This is a genomic window from Kitasatospora sp. NPDC058492 (genome assembly GCF_042720685.1).
Taxonomy (GTDB): domain Bacteria; phylum Actinomycetota; class Actinomycetes; order Streptomycetales; family Streptomycetaceae; genus Kitasatospora.
Genome location: NZ_JBHXMU010000047.1, coordinates 1 through 24302 on the forward strand (window position 1 = coordinate 1; position 24302 = coordinate 24302).

23 protein-coding genes and 4 pseudogenes are annotated in these 24302 nt (G+C 70.4%); 15 read left to right on the plus strand and 12 right to left on the minus strand.

The annotated features are described in order from the left end of the window. Window positions 1–722: 722 nt before the first annotated feature. From ACFWPI_RS27225 to ACFWPI_RS27240, 4 genes are all read right to left on the minus strand, one after another. The gene (locus tag ACFWPI_RS27225) at window positions 723–1175 is read right to left on the minus strand and encodes a hypothetical protein (RefSeq protein ID WP_380380312.1); all 453 of its coding nucleotides are present in this window, start codon (window positions 1173–1175) and stop codon (window positions 723–725) included. 2023 nt (window positions 1176–3198) lie between these two features. Beyond that, window positions 3199–3552: a hypothetical protein gene (locus tag ACFWPI_RS27230; RefSeq protein ID WP_380380311.1), complete on the minus strand. Its 354-nt coding sequence runs from the start codon at window positions 3550–3552 to the stop codon at window positions 3199–3201. 573 nt (window positions 3553–4125) lie between these two features. Then, complete coding sequence (locus tag ACFWPI_RS27235) at window positions 4126–4830, minus strand: hypothetical protein (protein ID WP_380380309.1); 705 nt, start codon at window positions 4828–4830, stop codon at window positions 4126–4128. Between the two features lie 247 nt (window positions 4831–5077). After that, a complete protein-coding gene (locus ACFWPI_RS27240) occupies window positions 5078–5608 on the minus strand; it encodes an RICIN domain-containing protein (protein WP_380380307.1) in 531 nt (176 codons plus the stop codon). Between the two features lie 646 nt (window positions 5609–6254). Here ACFWPI_RS27240 and ACFWPI_RS27245 point away from each other — a divergent pair. The 6 genes and pseudogenes from ACFWPI_RS27245 (at window position 6255) to ACFWPI_RS27270 (ending at window position 10947) form a co-directional block, all read left to right on the plus strand. Then, a complete protein-coding gene (locus tag ACFWPI_RS27245; RefSeq protein ID WP_380342228.1) occupies window positions 6255–6803 on the plus strand; it encodes a hypothetical protein in 549 nt (182 codons plus the stop codon). Between the two features lie 113 nt (window positions 6804–6916). Beyond that, window positions 6917–7234, plus strand: coding sequence for a hypothetical protein (locus ACFWPI_RS27250; RefSeq protein WP_380342225.1), 318 nt, complete (start codon window positions 6917–6919; stop codon window positions 7232–7234). 238 nt (window positions 7235–7472) lie between these two features. Next, a pseudogene (locus ACFWPI_RS27255) lies at window positions 7473–7949 on the plus strand (transposase); the annotation flags it as partial. 50 nt (window positions 7950–7999) lie between these two features. After that, complete coding sequence (locus ACFWPI_RS27260; protein ID WP_380380304.1) at window positions 8000–8416, plus strand: hypothetical protein; 417 nt, start codon at window positions 8000–8002, stop codon at window positions 8414–8416. A gap of 1142 nt (window positions 8417–9558) precedes the next feature. Further along, the gene (locus tag ACFWPI_RS27265; RefSeq protein WP_380380302.1) at window positions 9559–9972 is read left to right on the plus strand and encodes a hypothetical protein; all 414 of its coding nucleotides are present in this window, start codon (window positions 9559–9561) and stop codon (window positions 9970–9972) included. Between the two features lie 732 nt (window positions 9973–10704). Beyond that, window positions 10705–10947: a hypothetical protein gene (locus ACFWPI_RS27270; RefSeq protein ID WP_380380300.1), complete on the plus strand. Its 243-nt coding sequence runs from the start codon at window positions 10705–10707 to the stop codon at window positions 10945–10947. Between the two features lie 292 nt (window positions 10948–11239). Here the strand turns inward: ACFWPI_RS27270 and ACFWPI_RS27275 are convergent, their stop codons facing one another. The 3 genes from ACFWPI_RS27275 to ACFWPI_RS27285 form a co-directional block, all read right to left on the minus strand. Further along, the gene (locus ACFWPI_RS27275) at window positions 11240–11686 is read right to left on the minus strand and encodes a hypothetical protein (protein ID WP_380342216.1); all 447 of its coding nucleotides are present in this window, start codon (window positions 11684–11686) and stop codon (window positions 11240–11242) included. A 365-nt stretch (window positions 11687–12051) separates the two neighbouring features. Beyond that, the gene (locus ACFWPI_RS27280) at window positions 12052–12669 is read right to left on the minus strand and encodes a hypothetical protein (RefSeq protein ID WP_380380298.1); all 618 of its coding nucleotides are present in this window, start codon (window positions 12667–12669) and stop codon (window positions 12052–12054) included. A 222-nt stretch (window positions 12670–12891) separates the two neighbouring features. Next, a complete protein-coding gene (locus tag ACFWPI_RS27285; protein WP_380380296.1) occupies window positions 12892–13152 on the minus strand; it encodes a hypothetical protein in 261 nt (86 codons plus the stop codon). A 344-nt stretch (window positions 13153–13496) separates the two neighbouring features. Between ACFWPI_RS27285 and ACFWPI_RS27290 the strand changes: the two genes are divergently transcribed. The 3 genes from ACFWPI_RS27290 (at window position 13497) to ACFWPI_RS27300 (ending at window position 14657) form a co-directional block, all read left to right on the plus strand. Next, complete coding sequence (locus ACFWPI_RS27290; RefSeq protein WP_363586077.1) at window positions 13497–13700, plus strand: cold-shock protein; 204 nt, start codon at window positions 13497–13499, stop codon at window positions 13698–13700. Window positions 13701–14003: 303 nt separating this feature from the next. Next, window positions 14004–14150 (plus strand): hypothetical protein, encoded by a 147-nt coding sequence (locus ACFWPI_RS27295; protein ID WP_380374984.1) that lies wholly within the window; start codon window positions 14004–14006, stop codon window positions 14148–14150. 111 nt (window positions 14151–14261) lie between these two features. Further along, entirely contained in the window at window positions 14262–14657 is a 396-nt protein-coding gene (locus tag ACFWPI_RS27300) for a hypothetical protein (protein WP_380374985.1), read from the plus strand. 29 nt (window positions 14658–14686) lie between these two features. Here the strand turns inward: ACFWPI_RS27300 and ACFWPI_RS27305 are convergent. Next, a pseudogene (locus ACFWPI_RS27305) lies at window positions 14687–14809 on the minus strand (TetR/AcrR family transcriptional regulator); the annotation flags it as partial. A 406-nt stretch (window positions 14810–15215) separates the two neighbouring features. Here ACFWPI_RS27305 and ACFWPI_RS27310 point away from each other — a divergent pair. The 4 genes from ACFWPI_RS27310 to ACFWPI_RS27325 all read left to right on the plus strand — a co-directional run bounded on the left by ACFWPI_RS27310 (window position 15216) and on the right by ACFWPI_RS27325 (window position 18865). After that, window positions 15216–16199, plus strand: coding sequence for a hypothetical protein (locus ACFWPI_RS27310; RefSeq protein WP_380374987.1), 984 nt, complete (start codon window positions 15216–15218; stop codon window positions 16197–16199). Between the two features lie 142 nt (window positions 16200–16341). Then, entirely contained in the window at window positions 16342–17094 is a 753-nt protein-coding gene (locus ACFWPI_RS27315; protein ID WP_380374989.1) for a chitinase, read from the plus strand. 16 nt (window positions 17095–17110) lie between these two features. Continuing rightward, a complete protein-coding gene (locus ACFWPI_RS27320; protein WP_380374990.1) occupies window positions 17111–17959 on the plus strand; it encodes a thaumatin family protein in 849 nt (282 codons plus the stop codon). Between the two features lie 99 nt (window positions 17960–18058). Beyond that, a complete protein-coding gene (locus ACFWPI_RS27325) occupies window positions 18059–18865 on the plus strand; it encodes a glycosyl hydrolase (RefSeq protein WP_380374992.1) in 807 nt (268 codons plus the stop codon). 566 nt (window positions 18866–19431) lie between these two features. Here the strand turns inward: ACFWPI_RS27325 and ACFWPI_RS27330 are convergent. Then, window positions 19432–19740, minus strand: a complete 309-nt coding sequence (locus ACFWPI_RS27330) for a hypothetical protein (RefSeq protein WP_380374993.1) — start codon at window positions 19738–19740, stop codon at window positions 19432–19434. A 265-nt stretch (window positions 19741–20005) separates the two neighbouring features. On the opposite strand from ACFWPI_RS27330, the gene ACFWPI_RS27335 reads away from it, so the two are divergent. Beyond that, window positions 20006–20356 carry a beta/gamma crystallin domain-containing protein gene (locus tag ACFWPI_RS27335; protein WP_380374994.1) on the plus strand — a complete coding sequence of 117 codons (351 nt, stop codon included), beginning with the start codon at window positions 20006–20008 and terminating at the stop codon, window positions 20354–20356. 348 nt (window positions 20357–20704) lie between these two features. On the opposite strand, the pseudogene ACFWPI_RS27340 reads toward ACFWPI_RS27335, so the two are convergent. The 3 genes and pseudogenes from ACFWPI_RS27340 to ACFWPI_RS27350 all read right to left on the minus strand — a co-directional run. Further along, window positions 20705–20854, minus strand: a pseudogene (locus ACFWPI_RS27340) (DUF4389 domain-containing protein); the annotation flags it as partial. A gap of 676 nt (window positions 20855–21530) precedes the next feature. After that, the gene (locus tag ACFWPI_RS27345) at window positions 21531–21857 is read right to left on the minus strand and encodes a DUF6299 family protein (protein WP_380342185.1); all 327 of its coding nucleotides are present in this window, start codon (window positions 21855–21857) and stop codon (window positions 21531–21533) included. Between the two features lie 402 nt (window positions 21858–22259). Then, window positions 22260–23222, minus strand: a complete 963-nt coding sequence (locus ACFWPI_RS27350) for a zinc-dependent alcohol dehydrogenase family protein (protein WP_380374996.1) — start codon at window positions 23220–23222, stop codon at window positions 22260–22262. Between the two features lie 167 nt (window positions 23223–23389). Between ACFWPI_RS27350 and ACFWPI_RS27355 the strand changes: the two are divergent. After that, window positions 23390–24007, plus strand: a pseudogene (locus ACFWPI_RS27355) (TetR/AcrR family transcriptional regulator); the annotation flags it as partial. Window positions 24008–24302 lie beyond the last annotated feature (295 nt).

Here is a 24302-nt window from a genome sequence, read left to right on the forward strand (position 1 = left end):
CACCGCCCACCGCCACCTCACCGACACCGCACCCCAAGGCCGCCCCAGCCCACCACCCCGACGGGACCCCGCTTCCCCAAACCCCTGACCACACCAGCCAGACCAGCCGCCAGACGGACCGACAACCCGACAACGGACCATCAACCCGGCCCGCGAGGAAACGAGGCGGCGAGGACGCGACCCCGACGACAGACGGCGAAGCGAGGCAGCGGCGGGCAGCCGACAACAGGACCCGGGCAACAGACCACAAGCGACACCGACGCCAAAGAGAGCAGCGACTGAGACGACATCACCGCCGAGGCGCAGCAGAACAGGGCATGGGGCACGGCCGGGAACCATGGATGGGCTGCGGGAACAAGGCCCGGTCGGACGGGGCGCAGCCGGGCAGGCCACGCGGCACCGGGCAGCCCCGATGGCGCGAAACGGGAAATCCTCCTGTAGTGGATAGCTTCCAAGGGTCACCCGGATGAGAGCACGCCGAAGAATTTCCGGTCCGGCGGCGCTGACGGGGCGTGATGCCCACCGGTACCGGCGGCCCCGGGGACAGGTGATCATGAGGCCATCCACCCGCGCACGACTGTCCCTCGTCCCCACCGGGCCGGCCCACGGCAGCCAGGGCCGTCACCGATGGCAGACCAGACCAGCAAGCCCCCCGCCCCAAGGGACAAAGACAGCCGGGACAGGCCACGCAGCAACCGCGGAACAGCCAGAACAGGGTTGGTTCAGGGGCTCGGGCGGTTGCGTCTGGTGGCCGTGTGGAGGAAGCGCAGGGAGATGGCGAGGCCGGCAACGGCGGCGGTGGCCACGAGGATCATCGTGGGCTGGAGGGCGTCGTCGGGGTAATGGCTGCCGGTGACGCGTGAGGCCTCGGGGTCGTCGGCTGCGACCTCCAGCGGGACCGTCGCACCGATGCCCGACGACCTGACGCCGTGCAGCGTGAGGGAGTCGGTGCTGTAGTCGCGGTCGGCAACCCGGTAGGTGAGCGTGTACCTCGTTCCGCCCTTCATGGCCACAGCAGCGGTGATGGTCGCGTCCACCCGTAGCGGTGCGGCGTCGATGCGGCTCGCCGTCCGCCATTGCGACAGTGCCGCGACCGTGCTGAGAACCAGCGCCAGCAGTGCCGCCAGGACACCGGTCAACGGGAGGAACCACGCGCGGCGGATCAACGATCTCATGGTCTGCCACGCTACGCGCCGTCACAACGGTGAGTCGAGGAGTACCCAGCCCCCGTCTAGCCGGACGGACTTCGTTCCGCGGCTGCGCGGTGATGGATGACCGGCCAGCCGAGGCCGACCGGACGGTGTCCGGCCGCCTGTCCCGCCAGCACTCGCACACCAGCAGGCCCGTCTGAACACCGCGCAGCACCGGTGTCGATGGCCTGCAGGGTGAACCAGGCCGCCCGGCGGCGGACCCGGCACCGGGTGACGACGAACACCGGCCACACGGGAGCTCCGAGGGGACGGAACACCACCACGCCCTTGACCCTGCCACCGACATGCCGTTAGCGTCGCCACGCGTCATCTCACGAACTGGATCTCCGAAAAAAGTCTTCATGCCTCGCAGGTCACCGGGCGAGATAAGGTCCCACCTGCCGCAGCGCTTCCCCCGCGACCGACCCGCAGTCGTCCGCCGGCCTCCTGTCATCCGAGGGCTTTCGGCCGGCGCCAATCGCCAGATCGCCCGGTTCGAGCAGGTCTACGGACTACACCCTGGCACTGTCGCCCACGCATTCGGGAGCTGGGCCCGAACCGGCCGGCGCCCGCGTCGCGACCTGGCGCCGTGGTACGGATACGACGATACGGACCTGCCGAGCGGGTACTACCACGTCAGAACCCTGCTGGAACGGGCCGTCCGGGCCCTGCGGACCCGGGCCCGCCGAGAACTGCGCAGAGAACTCGGGCCTCTCGACGAACGCATCCTCGCCCGGACAGTCAACGACCCGTTCGCACCAGGTGACCTTCCCTGGTGGAAACGACAGATCGAGATATGACGAGAGGAGAACACGGACGGGCACCGGTCCGTCGGCCACCCTGGCCGGCGCCACCGAAAACCCACCTTCTGGTCCCTCACGGACCGCCTGCCTCATAAGCCACTGACACTGGTCGAACGAGGGAGCAACACCCCGAGGAACCTATGGAGTCGAAGGAGGGCTGGGCGATTCGGAGGAGGGCTGGGCAAAGCCGCGGGAGAGGCGATCGCCGCCCCGCACACGATGCGGGCGCGGGGCGGGCAGGCCACGCGCCACAGGCGCCCCTGAGGTAGCGGCATCGGCGCGCGGAACGGGAAAACTTCCTGTCGCGGACGGCTTTGAAGGGTCGTCCGTACGGGATTACGCCGAAGAATTTCCGGCCAGGCAGCGCTGACGAGGCCTGATACCCACTGCTACCGGCAACCCGGGAACGGGGGTGACCATGACGCGATCAACCCGCACACCCGGCACTCCACCAGCACGCACTGGCCCTCACACGGGCTCCGAACCCGGACGGTGACGGCGGACCTGAGCGACCACGCCCCGGGACGGCGGCGAGCGGGCACGGCGGAGCGTCCCGGACCAGCGACGCGTCAGACGCCGAGTGCGGGACGCCGAGGAGGCGGTGGGGTCATCGGTGATCCCCGAGCCGCCACGGTCCCGCCGTCGTCAGCGAACCGGACCCGGCACCCGGACGGCCCGCCGGCAGGAGGGGGTGCCCAACACCCCAGACGTCCCTGGAAGAGACTGGTGTTGTCCTGGAAGGAGATCTGGGGGACAAACCCGGACTCGCCGGCGCCGTCCCCGCCGACCGGTTACGCAAGGCCGAAGAACAGGCCCAGCCGTCCGGGTACTGGGTGCAGTGGTGCCAGCCGCACCAGAACTCGGCGGCCAGGTCACCGACCTGGGCGGCCCGGTTGTTCAGCGTCGTCGCGCCGGCGCCGGTGAGGACCAGCACCACTGGCGGGTAGCCCTCGCGGGCGTGCCCGGGGTAGGCCCGGCGCCACCAGTGGACCATCCGCTCACAGGCCTCCTCCTCAGCTGGCTCTGTTCACGAGAACGGGCAGCATTTCGACGTCGGTTCCGTAGGCGGTAGGCGGTAGGCGGTCACAGCCTCGCCGGAATGTTCACGAGCCCCAAGAGCACCTGGGCCTGCTGGGCGTTCCCCGTCGACCAAGGGCGCGGGGCCGGTGTGGGCCAGCAGCTGGGCGGGAGCGCACCGTGCTGGGCTATGGATGTACCCGCCACCAGCGGTCCGCCTCAGCACGAGCCACTTCGGCGTCGTACTGCCTCGCGTCGAAGTGGAGCTCCGGCGGAGGGTAGGGCACAGGGGTGTTCGCCTTCCACGGAACCTCCCAGTCCGACCACTGCACGATCTCCCCGGACCGCTGCACGACCACGGTCAGGAAGCCGCAACAGCCACCGGTGCACTCCGGTTCCCCCAGCTCCACACGGCGCGCCTCGCCGGTCGCCCGGAGAAGACCGGGGCTGCCGGCCGGCAGCGCGTCAGCCGCGTACGGTCCGCGGCCGCCTTCGCGGACCGCCTCTTCGACCACGTCCTCGCCGTTGACCCAGAACCGCAACTGGGCAGCGAACCGAGGTCCCGCCGACAACAACCCTGATCTCCAGATGATCGAACATCAGACCACCCCAGGGGGCGGGCTGACGTCGACGCGCGGCTCAGCCGACACCTGCCCATATACGCCCAGGGGCGGCCCGAACGCGGACCACCCCTTTCACCGCTGCTCCGCCTTCCCAGGCGGGCGGGGAGCGCCAGGGCGACGCAGTGGCGAATACCCGGGTCCAGGTGATCGGCGTGAGCCAGGACGGCCGGGAGCCCGGCCGTCCTTGCGGACGTAGAAGAGGCCGGGAGCCCGGCTCCAGCCGATCAGGTCCCAGCCGGGGCCGGAGGAACTCGACGACCTCCCGGCTGAAGAACTGAACGACCGCTCCCGCGAGACCGGGCAGGTACGGCTCCGGTGGCGGGCGCAGCAGGTCGGCGCCGTGCTGGCGCGGCAGTGCGGCCGGTGAGGCGGTCCCGACCGGCTCGGGGGCGGGCTGCCCGTGGTCCTGGTGCTGGTCGGCGGCTTCGGTTTCGCCTCGCGAGGCGAATGGGGCCGGCTCCTGGCCGTCGTCGAGGCCGGGGATGGGGGCGTTCAGGTCGAAGGCGGGGATTTCCACAGGTCGATCCGCTCCAGCATCCTGCGGTGGCGGCGCTCGTCCTCGGTGAGGTCGGGCCGGCGTGCCTTGTCGCGGATCTTCTGGCCGATCGAGTAGGCGCGGTGGCTGTAGCCGGGCAGCCGCAGCGCCAGTTCCTCGAAGGCTGCGACCGGGTCGCCGGTGGCGGTCTCCTCCAGGAAGGCGGCGAGCTTGCGGCGCAGCGTGTCGGCGATGCCGAGGAGGTAGCGGCCGTCTTCTCCCCGGCGGGCGAGGTTGTCGTCGGCCTGGATGACGGCCGCGGGTGCAGCGGGGGTAGCGGGTGCAGCGCTGCGCGGTGCAGCGGCAGGGTTGGAGGGTGCAGCGCTGCGCGGTGCGGCGGCGGGGCCGGGTGCAGCGGCCTCGTCTGCTGCTGCTTCGCGGGCCTTGGCCTTGGCGCGGTCGGCCTTGCTGCGGCATGAGCGGGGGCAGTACTGCTTCGGGCGCCCGGTGGGGCTCTTTGGTGCCGGGTTGGAGCAGCCGGGGCGGGCGCACTGCGGGGCCTGGCCCGCGTCGTCGGCCAGTTGGTCGGTGGCGGCGGTCGGCGGGGCGCTGTCCGTTCCGGGATCGTGGCCGCCGAGGTGAGCCGCTTGCCCAGGTTTCGCCCCGTCTCCGGCAGCGGGGCGAAACCTGCCGGCCGACTGCCGGGACAAGGGGAACGGCATGCTGTCCGGTCTCGGTGAAGGCGGCGAACGATGCGCTCGACAGGGCGAACCGGTCGACGGGGTCTCAAGCAACGTGGCGAACAGCAAGTCACCGTGCCAACCCGGCAGAAGATCTCCCAAGTTCCGCCGTGATCACGACAGGCAGCCTTCACCGCCTTCACGAAGAACGGACAGCCCCCACCGGCAGTGCCCAGCCTCCTCGCAGACGGTCGCGGGAGCGCACCTGCAAGTCAGCTGGGCATAGCGGCTAGCTCAGGTAGAACTGCTGGAAACTGGCGTACTGGCCGCTCTGGTCCTGGCATCCGAAGTGCCGCAGGCCGTAGTTGCTGTCATCGATGCACAAGCCCGTAGCCACGTTCCGCAGGACCACGGAGCCGTTGGGCTGTGCATACAGGTAGAACTGCTGGAAATTGGCGTACTGGCCATTCGGGTCCTGGCATCCGAAGTGCCGCAGGCCGTAGTTGCTGTCATCGATGCACAAGCCCGTAGCCGCGCTGTGCAGGGACCAGGTCTGACCGTTGTTGGACACTACGGTGAACTGCTGGAAAACGGCGTATTGGCCGCTCTGGTCCTGGCATCCGAAGTGCCGCAGGCCGTAGTTGCTGTCATCGATACACAGGCCCGTAGCCGCGCTGCGCAGGACCAGGGTGCCGTTGGGCGCATTGACCCGTGGGTGCTGGCCGCTGATCTGCGTTGAGGTCGTACTGGCCGTTGCGGTGCCGGCTCCGGCGAACGCAAGGGCCGGCAGCGTGACGGCCGCAGCCACTATGCGGGCCATGCGACCCAGTGTCCTTTTGGCGATGTTCAACGTACCCCCTGTAGTGATCAGACATGGTGTCGCCGCCTGTCCCCGCAACAGTGAAGTGGTACGGACAGCCTGTCCTTCACACTGTCCACGATGAGCAGGACATCCATGCCGGGTGGAAGTTCCTTGCGCTGCAAAGGCGTTGAAGCATCTCAGCAAAGCACGCGCCTACCGCTGGAGAGAAGAGTCGCGGACGGGCCATGACCCAATGGCTGATTCCGAAGCCGGGCGTCCGGCGAGGCACTGTTGACGCGGTCAGTTGGCTGTGGAGAACCGCGCGCCACCTTCGCCAACCTCGCCGGATGAACTCGGTGCGGTCCGCCACCTTGCTCCGGACTCCGCCTGCTTCACCGGCACCGGACAGCATGCAGCGCTGCTCGGCGCTGCTCGGGTAGCACGGGTAGCACGGGTGGCACGGGTGGCAGTCGGTGCAGCGCCACCATGGCGCAGTGCTGCGACCGGCCGGCCGTTGTGCAGGACGGCCGTTCGCAGGGTGCAACGGGGATCGCACGGGCCCTGACCTGTGATAGGGAGTTTGGGCGGGGCGAAACTCACCGGTCGCCGAGCCGAAACTCACCGGCCGGGCGTGACCTTGGTGGCGCTGGTGAGTTCACCGGTCATGACGAATGTGACTGTGCTGCCGGCGCGCGACGACGAACACGACGGCGGCGACGCGCGGCTGGCGGTGTTCGCCGCCGAGCGGGCCGCCCGAGCGGCCGACCTCGCCGCCCGGGCGCAGCAGGACGCGGCGGGGGAGGACGAGGCGGACCGGGCTGCGGCGCAGCAGCGGGCGCGGTTGGCGGCCGCGGTAGGGATCGCGGCGGCTTCGGCGAGCAGGGCGGTGGTGTGGGTATCGGAGTTGGCCGCCCGTACCGGCAGCCGGGACCTGGGCGAGTACGCGGCCGCCGTGCTCGCCTGCGGCCGGGACCTGGACCCTGAGGACGACGACCACGGCGGCGTGCCAGCCGACACCGCCTTCGTGCTCAGCGGGCTGGTGCTGGCCGGCGAGACCGGGCTGAGCACCGGCGAGGGCCTCGCCCTGGCGGCGGTAGGCGCGATCGCCCTCGCGATGCCCCGCACCATCACCACCGGCAACCCAGCCCAACAGCTGCCCGAGCTCGCCCACCACCTCGACCAAGCCGTGGACGCCGGCCGCACCGCGGCGTAGCGCTCCCGGTCCGTACGGTGGCTCGTTCCCTCGGTTCAGGGGGCGGGCCATCACCGTGACCTGCGGAGGCCCTCGTCACGGGGCTTCCTCGTCCGTGAGGCATGATCTTGAACATGGATGAACCGGCAGTGGAGCTGCTCTCGCGGCTGTGGGAGGAGCACGTCCAACGGGCGTTTCCTCCGCATCTTCGCGGTCGAGACATCGACGGCGAAGACCTGGTACTGCTGGACGCGTTCACCGCCGGCGGTGTTTCCTCGGTCCTGTCAGGGCACCTCGATGAGAACCGTCGCGGGACCTTGCTCGCGTGCCTCGCGGCCCTTGAGAAGGTCCTGCCGTCTCTTGGTGACGAGGGCGGCGGAGCCGAGTACTACGAGCGTCTGCACGAGATGGCGGTGCTTGCAGCCGAACTCGGGAACGCAAGGTCCCGGTAGCGTCAAGCACTGAGCCATGCCTCTGCTGCCCGGGGTGATCCGGCTGTACCACCCCTGTCCCAGATCCGGCTGCGACGTCGCCGCCTGGGCGAACAGGCTGGGACGGTCCCAGCACTTGTCGCTCTTCGTCGTCGCCGTCGTCGGTGCTCTCCGGCGGCAGCTTGACGATCCGGCGGAACCGGCTGGCGGCCTGCGCGAGCATCGCGAACGCCAGCCCCAGGGACTCATCCGCCGGCGGAACGCCGGAGTCGGCGCCACCGGGGAGGACGTCGACCGCTGCTGGCAGTCCTTCCTCCGCCGCTTCGACATCGGGCACACACTCCGCCTGTTCAAGCAGACGCTGGGCAGGACGAAGCCCAGGCTGCGAAGCCCCGAAGCCGCAGACCGCTGGACGTGGCTGGTGATCGCCGCCCACACCCAGCTCCGGCTCGCCCACCCCCTGGCCGCCGACCTCCGCCGCCCACGGGAGAAGCGGACCGAGTCGAACAGGCTGACGCCCGCGCGGGTGCGGCGCGGGTTCAGGAACCTCCACGCGCAGACCCCGACGCCAGCGCGTGCACCAAAACCGTCCCGCCCCGGCCCCGGACGCCCGCTCGGTTCGCGAAACAGCGGCCCGGCAACCCGTCACGATGTGGGACGGGTCCTCGCCGGCGGCGAGCCCTACGTCCGGCCGGCCCACCACCAACAGAGAACCAAACCCCGGCGAACCGGATAGGCCATGTCGGACCGCGCCTCAACCCGAGCAGGGTGGCCTACGCCGCGGCCATGCCAAAGATCAGATTGAGCAACGACACCGAGAAGACCTTCGGGATCTGGGTCGAGCCGTGGGGCGAGGACTACTGGATGAAGCCCAAGGAGAAGTTCACGATCGTCACGGACACCCCCAAGGACACGGACTCCGACGAGACACCGTTCGAGGTCGTCTTCCATGACCAGGGCGCCAGCGTGTGGGTGAACATCGGCTACGCGGCCACCGTCTACGACCACTCGGGCAACGAACTCGACTGCGGGCATCAGCGTCCCGTCGAAGTCCTGCGCGCCTGGACCGAAGCCTCCGAGGCTGCTGCGGATCACTCCGGCCTGACACCGGAGCTTCAGGAGACAGCCCGCAGTGAGGCGGAGACCATGCGGTGGCGACTCTCAAGGGCCGAAGCCGCCGAGCAGGAGGCGCAGTCCGGCTGACAACGAGTTCGGAGGCGCGGCCCCCAACGGGCAACCTGCCTGCCCATCGGCAGCTCAACGGCCGATGCCAGAGGTAAAACGGCAAGCTCAGGGGGCACGCAGCACATGCCCACTGGCCGGCCCCGAAGCGAAGACGTGGCACGACGGGCCGGACGGCAGCTCAGCAACCGCCGCAGCCGCCACCCGGAGGGGGCGGCCGGCCCCGCCCTCGATGGCTCGCGCGGGACATGGTTCACGGTCCGTGCGAGCCATCGAGAGGCGCAAACGGCAGCCGAGTCGCCCACTGCCCCGGCGTCACGGCCAGGGCCAGGGACAGGGCGGCCGTCCTCCCGACGATCAAGCCCTAATTCCATCACCGTGACTGATGGGCTACAGGAAGCCGCGCATAAATGGCCTTGAATTCGGGTCCTCCGATTCGGGCTTCTGGAGGGGGTGGCAGGTGTGCAGAATCGTCCTGTCGGGAATTCCTGTCGCAGGTGCCGTGTGGTCCGCGCTGCGGCGAGGTTGGCGCCGGCAGCTGTGCAGCTGACGGGCCGCCGGCAGCGGAGCGTCCCACTCGGCCAGCAAGCGCCCGGCCCACCAACACTGCTCACCACCGGACCGGCAGGCAGGTCTGCTGGCCCAGTGAGAACCAGCCCTCATGCCCGTGACCGGCCCCGATGGCCAGGCTATTCCCCATCCCTGATGGGGTGCGGTGGCGGAACTGGGCCGGATGAGCACTTCTATGGCCGGCCCAGCGCCTCGTACAGAGCAACGAGTTTCAGCATCTGCAGGGACAACGGTGGGAGTGTGGCGTACAACGGCATGACAGGGCTCGACGGCCGGTATGTGTTGTGCAGCCGACCGCGCGAGGCGTCCAATAGACCCGGGGGGGACCAGTGGAAACACAGCGGGTGGTCAAACGGAGTCCGTGGTTCGCGAGGCTTCCGATTGCGTTCGTAGCTATCAGTTTTCTACTGCTTTTCTACACGCTGATAAGGAATAATTTAAAGCACCCTGCTGGGATATGGAAGCTCGAGCTGTTGGATACTCAGTCCGCTGTCACAGCGGTCCTTGCTTCGGTAGGGGCCGTACTTGCGCGCGCTCAGTACGCACGGACGGTCAGGCCCGCACTGGGTTGGTTTGGCCGCGTTGTGGCTGGCATGGCTCCAGATCAGCAGCTCGTATGGGCATGCCAGGCCATGAACGGTGCTCAAGACGTGGCCGTGCTGACAAGGATCGACTACTGGGTTAAGTTCTCCGCTGCAGCGAAAGCTGACGGCGCCATGGATTCCGCACGTTGGGGAACGTGCCACGATGTGGTGACCATGCTAACAGCACGGGGCCTGAAGGACGGTGAGGACTTCTCACTTCAATTAATCTCCCCCGGCCGGCCGATTCCGGCACAAGGCCTGATGTTTATCGGCTGGTTTACAGAGAAAGCTATGGCAGAGATCGACGACGTTTCCATATGCGTACAGGTAGCAGACCGAGTTGGCGACACTCACGAACGGGTCATGGACCTATTGAAGGGCGCGATCCGCTCGCCGAAGAATCCCAGCGCTTCACCCTTCTGATGATGATCGAGGAGCGTGACCGGCCACCCGGACAACGCGGGCACCCCCGCCGCGCACCCGGCCGGCTGCGCATGCGCACGGTGCGGGTCGGCACCTGGCCGGGCTCGCGGGGCGTCAGCTGCCGCCCGCTTCGGAGGTGCAGGAGAGGCCGCCCTTCCCCAGCGGGCGCCGCCCGCCCGGGACAGAACGCGCGGCCGGCCCGTCGTCACCGGCCCGCCCTCCCGGACGTAACCGAACCCCGCACCGACCACGGCTGGTACGGGGTTCGGCGACGACGGCGGCGATCCGCACGACCGACGGCCACGACGCCACCGGCCCGTGGACGTCGAACTCACCAGCCGCGGTGCCAGCCACGAAGACCAGGGCGAGCACGATGGATACCGGCACGGGCGAGGAGAAGACGGATGCGCACCGAGGACACCGTGGTCGGCGAGACCTACATCGAGAGCATCCCCCAACGGCTCCCGGCACAGCCGGCGGTCACGGGCGCCGCAAGGTGGCTGGCCGACATGCGACTGCACCTCGTCCGCGGCCGGCGCATCACGGTGACCGTGACCGGCTTACGAGATCACCGGCATCGTCAGGGACCCGGACGGCCGCGCCATCGTCTTCCCCGGCACGGTCGTCCACACCATCCCGGCCCGCTGGCTGCGCCCGCAGGACGAGCGCCTGGAGCTCCATCCGGGCACGGGCCACTTCCACCGCGCCCTGGCATGCCGGAACGCGGACGGGATGACGCCGACCCAGATCGACCGGGCGGCGGCGGAGGCGCTGGAACAGCTCCACCACGTCAGGGGCCTGGCCCTGGACGACCAGACGTTCGACCGGTCGGTGCTCACCGCAGAGGCGGACCACCGGGAGTGGCTGCGGATCGCCGAACGCGTGCGGGAGGCCGGGCTGGCCGCCTACGACCCGCGGGCCGATCCCGGCACCGTGGAACACCCACCGCTGATCCGCTTCCGTGAGGGCCCCTGACGCCGTGTCCTGTCCCAGGTCCGACGCGAAACGCTGTCACCTGAGGTGGGGCCGTCCCGGCAAACCAGGCGTACCGGGCTTGCCGGGACGGTGTGAGACAGGGAAGCCCGGAGCGGGGCCCGAACCAGGGCTGTACGCGGATGGCCGGTCCCTCGCGTTTTTAGTGCGTGGAACCGGCTTCCTCTGTCCAAGGCGCGCTCCAGGAAGTGGGCCGCCCCCGTGCCCGGCTGGCAGCGGCGTTCAGGCACGGCCTCGATATAGGAGACAGTCCGCTTGTGCTCGATGCCGGACCCTAGTACCAACCAGTGCAGGCGATGTTGTAGGTCCACTGAGGGTTTGTGTAGGGGCTTCCGAGCCACTCGCTCGCGCCGCACGCCCGGTACCAGACACCGCCGTCGTCGTACTTCTCAGGCAGGGAGGCGCCGGTTTGGGTGTAGATCCGGTTGACGAATGAGTCCCATGTCTTGCCGCCGTTGTACGAACGGTCGTAGTAATAGGCAACCGTATTGCCGTCGAGTGCTTGGAGCCAGCTGTCGACGTAGTTGTGCCCGTCGCTCTTCGTGTAGCGATGAATCTGCACGGTGTTCCCGAACTGAGTCCCTGGACGCCAGGTGGCCTCGTTCGTCACGTCCGTAACGGTCCTGGAGGTCGCCGCCGCTGTGCCGACGGCCGGTCCCACGAGTGCGGCCGACACAGCCAGCATCACGGTCGCTGACACCAGTCCCATCCGCTTCGCCATAATCCACCCCTCTCCATCGTTGATATGCCCATGCCAACATCGATGGCCGGCGCGACCACCAGCCCCGCCACGAATTGGCCGGAAGGTCGCGGTAACGAACCGGAAACCCTCTGTGGCCGGACACGGTGACCAAGCCGCGCAAGCGGCCGGACGTTTCGGCCGCCGAGCTGGAGAGCGCGCCGGGCCCGAACGGACACCCGGTCGAGACGTGGCGGGCGCCAGTGACCCACCGGCACGGCCGCGCCCCTGCTGCGCGAGGCCGGCCGCCAGGAACAGGCCGACCTCATCGAGCACCGGCTGGTGGGCCGCGACGTCCTGCCGGGCATGTGGACGTACCAGGTCGTCGAGGCCTACGACGACACCAACTACCGCGTCCTGGAGCAGGCCGAGGAACAGATCCGCCGCGAGCTCGCCTCCGGACGCCGGCACCTGTGGGAGGCCGAGATGCAGCACGCCGCCCGCTCCCGCCGACCATCCTGACCGACGGCCTCGGCGGGGCGCAGCGCGGCCGGGTCCCGGGGAGACAGGGGGGTGGTTCGCCGGGCCTGGACGGCTTGGTCCAGGCGTTCGGCGCCCTCCCAGCGGACCGGGTAGAGCATCCGGCCGGCGGTCTCGCTGTCCATCACGTACTCCAGGGCGCGGGCCAGGCCGGCCGGGTCGGAGGCGACGGGGATGTCCAGTTCCATCGGCGGGTAGCCGTCGGGGTCGGATTCGCGCTCGAAGACGTACGTCCAGCCGGCGGTGCTGTCCCAGTGCACGGTGAGCAGGCAGTCGGTGTCGGAGGCGTCGGGGTCGCCGTACGGGTCGTGGTTCCCGGCGCCCCAGCCCAGGACGGCTTGCAGTGCGGGAGCGCCGGCGGGGTCCTCCTCCTCCAGCCGCCAGCTGTCCGGGCCGCGGCCGATCGCCTCCAGGTCGGTGACGACCTGGGCGATGTAATCGCGGTGCGGCAGATGGCCGCCGCGCTCCTCCAGGATCTTCGGCACGATGGCCTTCCCCTCCGTGGTCGTGGTGCGGGCCGGGTACGGCCCTGTTGGTGAATCTTCAGGCGCTGCGCCTGTGGACAGGGTCCGCGGTGGCGCTCACGACCGGCCTATGCCTGGTCACCTCCAGCCGCGGGCTTGTTGCTCTTCGAACCAGAGCCGCTCGGCGACATCCGGGTCGCGATCGGCCCAGTCCTCAGGGCGGTCGCCGGGCCGCGGCCCGTCCTACCACCGACGCTGGGCCGTCGGCGCGGCCGGGAGGGCGCCGGCGGCAAGCAGGGCGCGCACCCGGGCGGTGGTGGCGAGCGCCAGCTCCGGCACGGCCGCAGCCTCGGGGCCGAGCCCGCCTAGGAACCGGAGAAGAACGTCGACACCGCCGCGCGTGCCGGTGGCGGCCGACGGCGACCAGCCGTCCGCCGCCACCCGCTCGGCCAGCTGGCACACGACGTCGGTCAGCGCGTCGGTCCGGTCGTTCAAAGCGCCCATGCCCGGGTCAACGATCCGGCCGCAGGCCGGGTACCGGGGCGGTGTCAGCGGTGTGGGCCGATCAGCAGCACGGCGAGCACCGCGTCGCCCTGGCCGCCCCGCTCAGGGCGGCCAGCGTCGGCACCCGGGCTCCAGGTCCAGTAGATCCGCCAGGTATCGGTGACGATGAGCTGCGACTTTGCCCGCCCGGGCCGCTGCATGATCCCTGCCGTCGTGGGTACCGTCCGAGTCAGCAGTCGTGGATCCGAAGTACCGCAGCACCGGCAGTCGGAGGACCAGGGCGATCACCTCAACCCCAGGGGTACGCACCAGCGCGTATCCCGTCCCCGACCAGGGAGCAGCACATGGCCACCGGCACCGTGAAGTGGTTCAACGCCGAGAAGGGCTTCGGTTTCATCGAGCAGGACGGCGGCGGCCCGGACGTCTTCGCCCACTACTCCAACATCGACTCGCAGGGCTTCCGTGAGCTCCAGGAGGGCCAGAAGGTGACCTTCGACGTCACCCAGGGCCAGAAGGGCCCCCAGGCCGAGCACATCCGCCCCGCCTGACCTTCGCAGCACGACGCCCCGTACCGCTCTGGTACGGGGCGTTCGTCATGCTCAGACCTGGTCGTGCCGGTCGACCGGCACACGGCGCAGCAGCTGAGCGGGCGGCGGGCTCGGCGTCCAGGCGCTCGGCGTCGCCGGGCAAGCGCCGCCAGGCCCGTGTTCGGCGGGCTGGGCGCTCATCCCCACGCCGCGTGAGGCCCCGGGGCCGAACCCCCGGGGCCGGGCGGCAGCCCGCCCAACGCCGGAACAAGGGGCGACGGGCAGCAGCAGGACCACGCCGGACGGCGACCCCGCGTAGCACCGGTGAACGACAGCCCGGACAGCGACCAGCAGGCCCGGCAGTCCCGCCCGACCGGTAGCGAGGACGTCCTGAAGCGCGCCCCCGGGCAACCACAACTCTTCAGCACCACCCGGCACAAGCAGGCCGGCCACGACGTCGTGGCGGCGTGACGACGGGCGCCTGGATGACGAGGCGGGCGAGCCGCACCAGGACCACGTGCGGGGCGGCTGCACACCCTGGCGGGCGGGGACGCGGGCGGCGATTTCTGGTACTGGCGGGCGGTGGCACGGGATGCGGCGGTCTTCCCCGAGGTGGTGGAGGTCGCGCACGCGCTGCTGGATCCGGTGATAGCCGAGTTGGTGTGGCAGGACAGCGGGGCCGGGCGGCCCCGGGCGCTGCCGGCGGACGGGGCGTTTTGCCGACGGCTGGGCGAGCGGGTGGGGCGCCGGCGGCGGGGGCCGCTGGCCGCGGTCGACTTCGACGGGCCGCTGACTGCCTGGATGGGCGTCTGCCCGCCGACCCGGGCCTCGGCGGGGCCGATCGTGGCGATCAGGCGGGTGAGCAGTTCGTCGGGGTCGGGTGGGCCGTCGCTCGCGGCGTACTCGCCGAGGGCTTCGGCGCGTTCGGCGAGCAGCGCGTGGGCGGAGGCCTGGACCAGGTCGGCCTTGCTGCGGTAGTGGGCGTGGATCGAGCCGGTCGAGAGGCCGGACTCGGCCGTGATGTCGGCGATCGAGGTCCGCTCCAGGCCGTTGCGGCTGAAGCGGCGTACGGCGGCCTCGGTGATCTGGGTGCGTCGGAGTTCCTTGCGTGCGTCGGTGAGCCGTGGCACTGCGCCCTGTGTCAAGAAGAATTGACGTTCTGCTGGCGGAGGGGGCTGTACAGAATCTCTGCTCTGTTTGGTGCGGGGGCGGGTCGGCGGGGGCGGGTCGCGGGTGGACGAGCCCGGCCCGGGAAGCGGCCCGGGGGGTGTGCTGCCCGTTCCCGTGAACGGGGCCGGGCGCCGGGGCTCGCGGCACGGGGGCGCCGCGGTGCGCGGCCTAAGGTCCTTGGAGCGTTGGTGATCTGACGGTCTGTCGGTTCGTGGGCGCGGCGACTAACGTACGGGTGCAGACTTGATGACGCTTCGTCATCAAGTACCGCCGTGGGTCCGCCATGGCCTGCGCAGTACGGACGGGACTCCATGCCCGGACGCACCCACACCTGCCTAAGACGTCCATCGTGCGACTGGAGGCCTCATGAACCCCCTCTCCGTTTCCCGCCGGCGGCGCCTGCGCGCTTGCGGCGCCGCGTGCGCCGCGATGGCGTGTGCCGTCGCCCTCGGTGCCGCGACACCGGCGCACGCCTTCAGCGGAGGCAACCACGAGAAGATCACCCGGGCCGCCCTGGGCCCGGGGGGCTGGCACCCGAACTCGCTGACGGCGATGGCGGACGGGAACTCGGGCGCGATCGTCGCCAACGACCACGGCGAGTACTTCGGCATCGGCAAGCTCCACTGCGACAACGCCGACTACCTCGACCCCAGGTACGACAACCGCTACCCCCGCACCCGCGAGCAGTCCAACGCCGAGATCATCGACTGCGTCGAGGGCTCCATCGACCACGTCAGGAGGGCCGTCGCCGCCGCGGACCGGCTGGTCGACGCGAACGGGCGCGTCATCGCCGCCCAGACCTCCATCTCCCCGGCCTGCTCGTGGAACGACCGGCCGGGACGGGCGAAGTGCGAGGTGCCGGAGGACCTGGGCCGCGGCTGGCACCAGATCGAGGACTTCTACGCCCACAGCAACTGGGTCGACCAGGCCGGCCCGGGAGCCACCGGTGTCAAGAACCCTCCCGGCCTGGGGCGCACCGACCTGCCCGCGTTCTTCTCCATCAGTCGTTACAGCTCCATGAGCAGGGCGGACTGGGTCAAGGACGCCACCGGCCACATCCCTCACGACCTGGCGACGGGCTGCTATCCGGACCGCGACCACAGCGGGACGGTTTCCAACTGCACGGGCCGCGTCACTCATGACGGGGTCCTGAACAAGGACACGAAGGACAGTCCGCGCTCGGTCGTCGCCCACAACTTCGACCACGCCTACGACCTCGCCGTCAAGGACATCGCACGCCAGTGGAAGGACTTCAAGGAGGAGCTTCAGCGCAGGTACCCGAACAACGGCCGGGCACAGGCGATGATCTGCGCCATCACCCACGACCACCCGGACAAGACCTGCTCCTGACACACCACCACGGCGCCGGCCAGGCCGACCCGAACGACCCGAACGGCCAGGCCGGCCCGAACGGCCCGACCACACCCGCCGGTGGGAGCAGGAGACCGGCGGACCCGATGTCCCGCACCGCGCAACGGGAGGAAGGCCCCGCGTGTCCCTTCGACGCACAGCCTCGAGGATCGCCGCCGCGGCGGCGGCCGTATCGGCGATCGCCCTGCCCACCTGTGCCCACGCCACCGGCCTGTCGACGGCCACACCGGCACACGCGACGGCGGCGGACCGGGCCGGCTTCGTCATGGGCAAGGCCCAGTTCGACCGGATGTTCCCGAGCAGGGACCGGTTCTACACCTACGACGCACTGGTCGGCGCGACGAGCGCCTACCCCGGCTTCGCGCACACCGGGAACGACGCGCTCAAGCGGCGGGAGGCCGCGGCCTTCCTGGCGAACGTCAGCCATGAGACGGGCGGCCTGCGCCACGTCGTGGAGCAGAACACCGCCAACTACCCGACGTACTGCGACACCGCCCGCCCCTACAGGTGTCCGGCGGGACGCGCGGCCCACTACGGACGAGGGCCGCTCCAGCTCGGCTGGAACTCCACCTGTAAAGCGGCGGGGGACGCCCTGCACATCGATCTGCTCCACCACCCCGACCTGCTCCGGAGCAACCCCCAGGTCGCGTGGAAGAGCGCGCTCTGGTACTGGAACACCCAGTCCGGCCCCGGCTCCATGACGGCCCACCACGCGATCGTCACCGGGGCCGGATCCGGCCAGACGATCCGCAGCATCAACGGCGCCGTGGAGTGCGACGGCAGGAACACCGCCGAGATACAGGACAGGGTCAACCTGTACCAGCGGTCCGCACGCGTCCTCGGCACCTCCCCCGGCACCAACCTGACCTGCTGAACGGAACGGAGAAGTCATGCGCGGATTCCTGACCAGGCTGTTCGTCGCGGCGGCCGCCGCCGCACTGACCGCGGTACTACCGAGCGCGAGCGCGGCGACGGACGCGACCGTCACGGGCACGACCGTCACGGGTGTGGCAACGGGTGCGGCCGTGACGGGTGTGGCGGCGCCGGCCCGCACCGCGACGGTCGCGGCCGCCGCGGTCAACCACACGGTGACGTTCGTGAACCACTCGTCGCAGAAGCTGTGGATCGGAAGCGGCGTCAACGCCGACGGGTCGAAGCAGTTCACCCGGCTACCGGTCCTGGCTCCCGGCCAGTCGGCGACGGTGACGATCCCCGAGAGCGCCGCCCCGTTCCACTGGCGTGGGAAGTTCTTCGCACGCCAGGGATGCGGCGGGGCCCCCGGCAGCACCTTCCACTGCCGGGTGGCCGACTGCGGCCCGGCCGCCGACCACTGCACGACGGGCGAACAACCCGCCAGCCTCGCGGAGTTCAACTTCGACGCCAAGGACGGCGCCGCCCCCTGGTACGACGTGAGCTACGTGAACGCGTTCTCGCTGCCGATCACGATCACTCCGGTGAACGCCACGACCCCCGCCGGCGGAGGCTGCGACACGCGGGGCTGCGCGGCGAACCTGCTGCCCTACTGCCCGCCCGCCGACCTGACGCGCGGGCCGGACGGCAAGCCGATGCTGTGCACCAACCCCAGCCGGGACACCCCCAGCAGCTACAGCCGCGCGCTCAGCGCGAAGTGTCCCAAGGCCTACACGTGGTCCAAGCAGGACCAGACGCCGGGCAACAAGGTGATGCAGCAGTGCAGCCGCTGCAGCGGCTTCACCGTCACCTTCGGCCCCACCGCGTGAGCCACCCACCCCGGACCCCGGCCCCCGGCCCGAGCCACCGCGGCCCCGTCACGACCGCGCGACCGCGCGACCCACGAGAGGAACGCCTTGCCACGTCGGATGCGCCTGTTCACCGCCCTGCTCGCGGTACTCACCTGCCTCACTGTCGGCAGTGCGGCCGACGCGACCGCCGCCCCGGCGAAGAAGAAAGGCGTGAGCGCCTGGAACTTCACCGACGTCACCAAGGCGCTGGCCGACTCCAGGGCCGGCTGGTTCTACACCTGGGCCCCGGACCGCCAACAGATCAAACCGCCCGCCGGCGTCGAGTTCGTCCCCATGATCTGGGGCGCGGGCTCGGTGACCGACGCACAACTGCGAACAGCCAGGCAGGAAGGCACAACCCTGCTCGGATTCAACGAACCCGACCTGCCGGCACAGGCCAACATGAGCGTGACCAGGGCCCTCGACCTGTGGCCCCGGCTCCAGTCGACCGGGATGCGCCTGGGCGCACCCGCGGTGGCGGGCGGCGGCGACGCCGCGGGCGGCTGGCTCGACCAGTTCATGAAGGGCGCCGCCGCCCGCCACGACAAGGTCGACTTCATCCCCCTGCACTGGTACGGCTCGGACTTTCGCGCCGACGCCGCGACCGGTCAACTGCGCAGCTACCTCCAAGCCGTGTACAACCGCTACAAGAAGCCGATCTGGCTCACCGAGTACGCCCTGATCGACTTCTCCAGCGGCACCCCGAAGTACCCGACACCGGAACAGCAGGCCGCGTTCGTGACGAAGTCGACCGCCATGCTCCAGGGACTCCCCTTCGTCGAGCGCTACGCGTGGTTCACCCTCTCCGCGGACCGTGGCGGCACCGGCCTCTACAACCGGGCGACCCCCAACCGGGTGGGGACCGCCTACCGCGCGGCCGGCTGAGCACACACCCCACCCCCGTCCACACACGGGCCCGGGCGACCACGACGCCCGGACCGGCACAGAACCAGGGGTGTCGGCGAGCCCGGCGGGTGGACCGACGTGTCCACCCGCCGGGCGACGGCTCGCGGCCGATCGGCTCGGCCCGTCGGCCGCCCCTGCGCCGGTCCGGGGGATTCCCCAGGCCGTCACCGCCCACGAGCGCGCCGCTCGTCACGGCCCGTACGGGGTCACCGCCAGGACCGCCCCGTCGACGCCGGGCGGCAACGTCGGCAACGGCCGGGACGGATCCGGCGCCCAAGCCGGCCAGCCAGCCAGCCAGCCGCCGGCGAACGGACCAGTGCGCTCCTCCAACATGCCGAACGCCCGGCCCCGGGCCCGCCCGACCTGACAGCCCCCGCAGTCGTCGACCACACCGAGACGGCGCAGCCGGGCGTACTCCCCGGTGTCCTCCCAGCAGTGCCCCGACAGATCGGAGGCGATGGCCAGACGGCCGAACGGCGGCAACGGTGGCGGTGGCCCGCCCCAGGCCTCGTTCCCCGGCTCCGTCACGCGGGGCCCGCCGGCGGTCAGCCCCCGGCGCAGCCGCCGTTGCGGCAGTCGTGCCAGGAACCCCAGAGACCGGGGGCACTCTGCTCGTTGACGTACAACTGCGGGCTGCCCGAGCCCTGGTAGACCTCGAAGAAGGCCAGCGCGCCGTCCACCCGCTGGAAGGCCACCGCCACCCCGAAGAACCCCGGCAAGAGCTCGGGCACCGACCACCGCCCGTCCGGGCCCGCCTGGTACATCCGCACCAGGACCGACGACTGGTACCCGATAGTGAACACCTCCAAGGCGCCGTCGGCGTCCGCGGCGGCGGTGGCGCCCAGGCGCAGCACCGCGAGCAGGTCCGTCGACGAAACGGCCCACCGTCGCCTTCCTGGAGGAGCAAATCGGCCCGGCCCGGACGGCCATGCGGGTCCGTGTGACAGGTGTGACAGGTTCGGCAGGTGTGGAATTCGGCTCAGCAAAGTCCCGCAAAATTCCCGGCAAATGGAATGATGTCCGAAAATCGTTACACCAGGTTGCGGCCTCAACACCTCTTGTTAGTGTCCATTCAGTTCGACTCGCATGCCCCACCTCACACACCAGGGAGTTTGCGTCATGCTGAAGCGACGAATCGCCGTGGCCGCAGGGGTCGCCATGATGGCTCTGGCCGTCGGCACCATGCCCGCCCACGCGACCAACGAAGTCAACTTCGCCGAATGCCTGTTTGCCAGCGACTACTTCACCATCGGCATCACCAACGACAACGGCACCGGTTTCAGGAGGTGCTTCGCGAATGCCGGCGACATCTGGATCGACCAGAGGTCGGTCACGAGTTTCAGCAGCGGCAACAACGCCGGGTACTTCGAGTACGAGCCCGGAGACGGCTCCCTCTACCGCCACACCTTCGGCAAGAACCAGGCCATCACCAAGAACTACGGCACCGTCACGACGCTCCACATCAACTGAACCCACCGGCCGGTCACAGGGAGCCGTGCCCCTGTGACCGGCCCCCACGGGGAGCCGTCGCTGGGCGCATCCGGCGGCGGGCGGGCCCTGTGGCACGCGGTCGGCGAGGCCCGGGACGAGGAGCCCGAGGACGCTCTGGATGGGGTCGGTGACCTCGTCGTTGTCGAAGTCGTCGTCCGAGTTCACCGAGGCTGCGACCGACCCCGTCGTCCCGGAGGCCAGGCCGAGGAGGAGGAAGAGGACGAGCAGGCCGCGCCCGGCGCCGCCGAGGACCAGCGGACGGGTGGCCGACGCCGGGCCCTCCGGTTCGCTGCCCGGCTCCTCGCCGAACAAGCGCTTGGGGCAGGCCGACGAAAGCATCGTCAGGTAGGCGGTGTAGCGCATCCGATAACGCAGGACCGCGACCGTCGCCTCGTACAGCGGCTGCGGCATCCGGCCGAGGGCCAGGACCACGAGCCAGACCACGAACGGCGCCGTCCACCAGCCCGCGTACGCCAGGCGCCAGGCCCTGCACGGTCGAGGCCGGGATCACCAGGACGATGCGGAAGTCGAGCGCCCCGGGCCGCAGCCGACTCAGCCCGTCCTCCGCCATGACGAGACCGGCGCTGGCGGCGACGTCGAGCGCGTGCTCGCAGTACGCCGCCGGTGTCCTCGGCTGGTCCGGGCGCAGCGCGGCGAGTTCGGTTCCGGACGGAAGCGTGGTGGCGGCGCCGCGGCGTCCGGCGGCGGTGGGGCACCACAGGGTGCGGCCGTCCGGCCGGGGGCAGCGGATACCCGCCGATACGCTGGCGGCCGGGTACCCACGCCGACGAGCGCGGGGGACCCGGCCATTGCCGCGGGGCGCAGCCCAGGGTGCCGACGGTGCGGATCGGCTGGGCGCTGCCGGCGCTGGTGGCCTCGGCCATCGCCCGGGTATGCCCGTCGGTCGTCTCCGGGAGGCGGTCGGCGGCGACCACGGCCGGGACGGACTCGGCCATCGTCCTGGCGGCTCCCCGGAAGACGAGCGGACCGGGGCGGCTGGGCAAGGCATTTCGGGCCGGGCTCGTGGGACTCCGCGGAGAACGGACCCTGCCTGCCGATGTCCGCCCTCCGCGCGCCGGTGCTCCCCCACCAGGTCGTCCGCGGTCACGTCACGACGAGCACGAGTCCGTCCCGCGTACCGCCTGGCCCTGCGTCACTGCGCAGCCGCCTGCAGATCGACGCTCTTCCGATCGACCGCGAGCGTGACAATGCGCGGGAAGCCATTGCTCCCTGTTTCCCACCGCTGCAAGCGCGTGGTGACCTCGGCCTGACCGACCCTCACAAGAGGCCCCGGGTTGGGCCTGCCATGGTTGACCCACACGTGTTCGGCACCGTCACAGATGACAGACGTGCTGATGGCGACCCTGTCCCCCACCGAGCTGTTGACGACGGCGTAGGAAGAAGGCCCTGAGCAGCGGTAAGTACCCGAGAGGGTCACAACCGCCTCGCTGTCGACCGTACCGGTGGAGTTGAGGGACACCGTCCCGGTGAAGTCGGCGGGCGCCGCCCCCGAGACGGCCGCCTGGGCCGGAGAAGCGGCCCAGAACCCCGAGAGCAACGTGATGGATACGACTGTGGACAGAGCAGCAGAAGCAGAGCGACGCAACGAACTTCCCCTCGCCGAACGATCATTGACTTGTCTAGACCTGTTGCCGGGACCGTACCACCCAGCCCGGAACCACCCGACACGAACTCATGACTCTTCACCCACAGGCCATCCAGGTCGGGACACAACACGGCGACACACCCCGAACACCCGGACGGAAACGCCCGGGTACGGCCGACCCCGCACACCAGCCCCTCAACGGGATTCACCCGCCGGCGCGGACCAGGTCGGCCTTGCTGCGGTAGTGCGGCGCCGCGCACACCGTTCCTGCCCGGCTCAGGGCGCCAGCACGACCCTGCCGAATACCTTGCCCGCGTCCATTGCTCGGTGAGCCAGCACCGCCTGGTCCAGCGGCAGCACCTCGTGCACGACCGTGCGCAGGTCCCCGTGCGCGGCATCATCGAACTGGGACGACCGCACCGCCTGCCTGTCGGAGCCGGGCACGGTGTCGGAGCTGAAGGTGGCGAACGACAGCGACTTGCGGAAGGCGTCCATCAGCCGCATGCCGAAGTCCGCCGGCGGCTGCCCGCCGACCACGCCGACAGCCACATACCTCCCGTTCGGGTTCAACCGGTCCAGGAACAGGGAAAGCTGAGGACCCCCCACGACATCGATCACCACGTCGAAACCCGCCGGTGCGTCCGAGCCGCCCTCGCCGGAGCGGTCGAGGACATGGGTCGCGCCCAGGTCCCGCAGGCGGGTGCCACGCTCCGCCGATGAGGTGGTGACCGCCACCGCGCCCGCACCGCCCTTGGCTGCAAGCTGGACCGCCGTGATCCCGATGCTGCCCGCCGCACCGCGCACGAGCACCGTCTCGCCGGGCGCGAAACGAGCGCGGTCCAGGGCGAAGTGGGCGACCACACCGGAACCGCCGAGAGTCACCGCGTCCGCGCCGGTCAGGCCGTCAGGCAGCAGAAGGACGTCCTCGACCGAGGCGACGGCCTGCTCGGCATACCCGCCGGACAGGCCGGTGAACGCCCACACCCGCCGCCCCATCCACGAAGCGTCCACGCCCTCCCCCACCGCGGTGACGCTACCCGCCACCTCGCTGCCCAGGAGATGGCCCTCCCGGAAGCCGTACGCGGCGAGCGTTCCCCGGCGGATCACGGCGTCCACGCCGCCTACCCCGATGGCCTCCGTGGTGATCCGCACCTGCCCCGGGGCAGGGACGGGCACGGGCAAGTCGACGACCTCCAGACCGTCAGGATTTCCAAACTCCCTGATCACGACGGCTTTCATCTCTGCTCCTTAGGCCGGTGAACGAACGGGCCACAACTGCTGCGACCGTGAGCGGCGAACCCGGCTCCCCAGCCCGAGGCACCACCAGCAGGGTGCCGGGACGGGGCGGCGTCACCGCCATCGGACCGTAACGGACGCCCCCGTCCAATTGGCTAAAGTGAGAGGCCATGACCGACCGTTTGCCTCACATCGCGCGCTCCGACGCCCGCGACAACCGGGCCCGCATCCTGGACGCCGCCCGCGCGGTGTTCAGCGAGGAGGGCCTGAATGCGCCCATGCGCGAGGTCACCCGGCAGGCAGGCGTCGGCCCCGCCACGCTGTACCGGCACTTCCCGACCAAGCAGGCACTGATCGTGGAGACCTTCGCCGAGCAGCGGCGAGCCTGCCATGCCACCGTCCGCGACGCCCTCGCAGACCCGGACCCGTGGCACGGATTCCGGAGCCTGGTCGAGCGCATCTGCGAACTCCACGCACACAGCCGGGGATTCGCCGACGCCTTCATGACAGCCTTCCCCGAGGCCATGGACTTCGCCGCCGACCGAGAGCGGACCTCGCGCGGGGTTGCCGAACTGACCCGCCGCGCCCAGGACACCGGCCAGCTCCACCCCGGCTTCGTCGTCGACGACCTGACCCTCATGCTCATGGCCCACCGGGGCCTCCAAGACGCGCCGCGTGCCGCCCGGCTCACGTCCTCTCGCCGCTTCGCTGCCTACGTGATCGAGGCGTTCCGCGCCGCACCGGAGACGGGAGCGCCTACACCGCTGCCGCCAGCACCACGCCTGCGGCTCGCGTGCTCGCCCAGCACGCAGCAGACCCGTCACCACGAGGTCCGTCATGGGGAGCGGCCGGGCGGCACCGCGAAGGTGTCGTCATGCCGCAGGCTCTGCCCACCGTGCCAAGGTGCCGAACCCCGCCATCACCCGGACGGCGTAGCGTGAAGGGTTCTCACCAGCCCCTGACCTGCGGCAACACCCGAAACTCACCGGATCCGAGGCGAAACTCATCAGCGGCCCGGGACGAGATTCACCGCCCCCGCCGCCCGGTCGTTTCAGGTGAAGTTCCACAAGCGTGGTGCCCCGG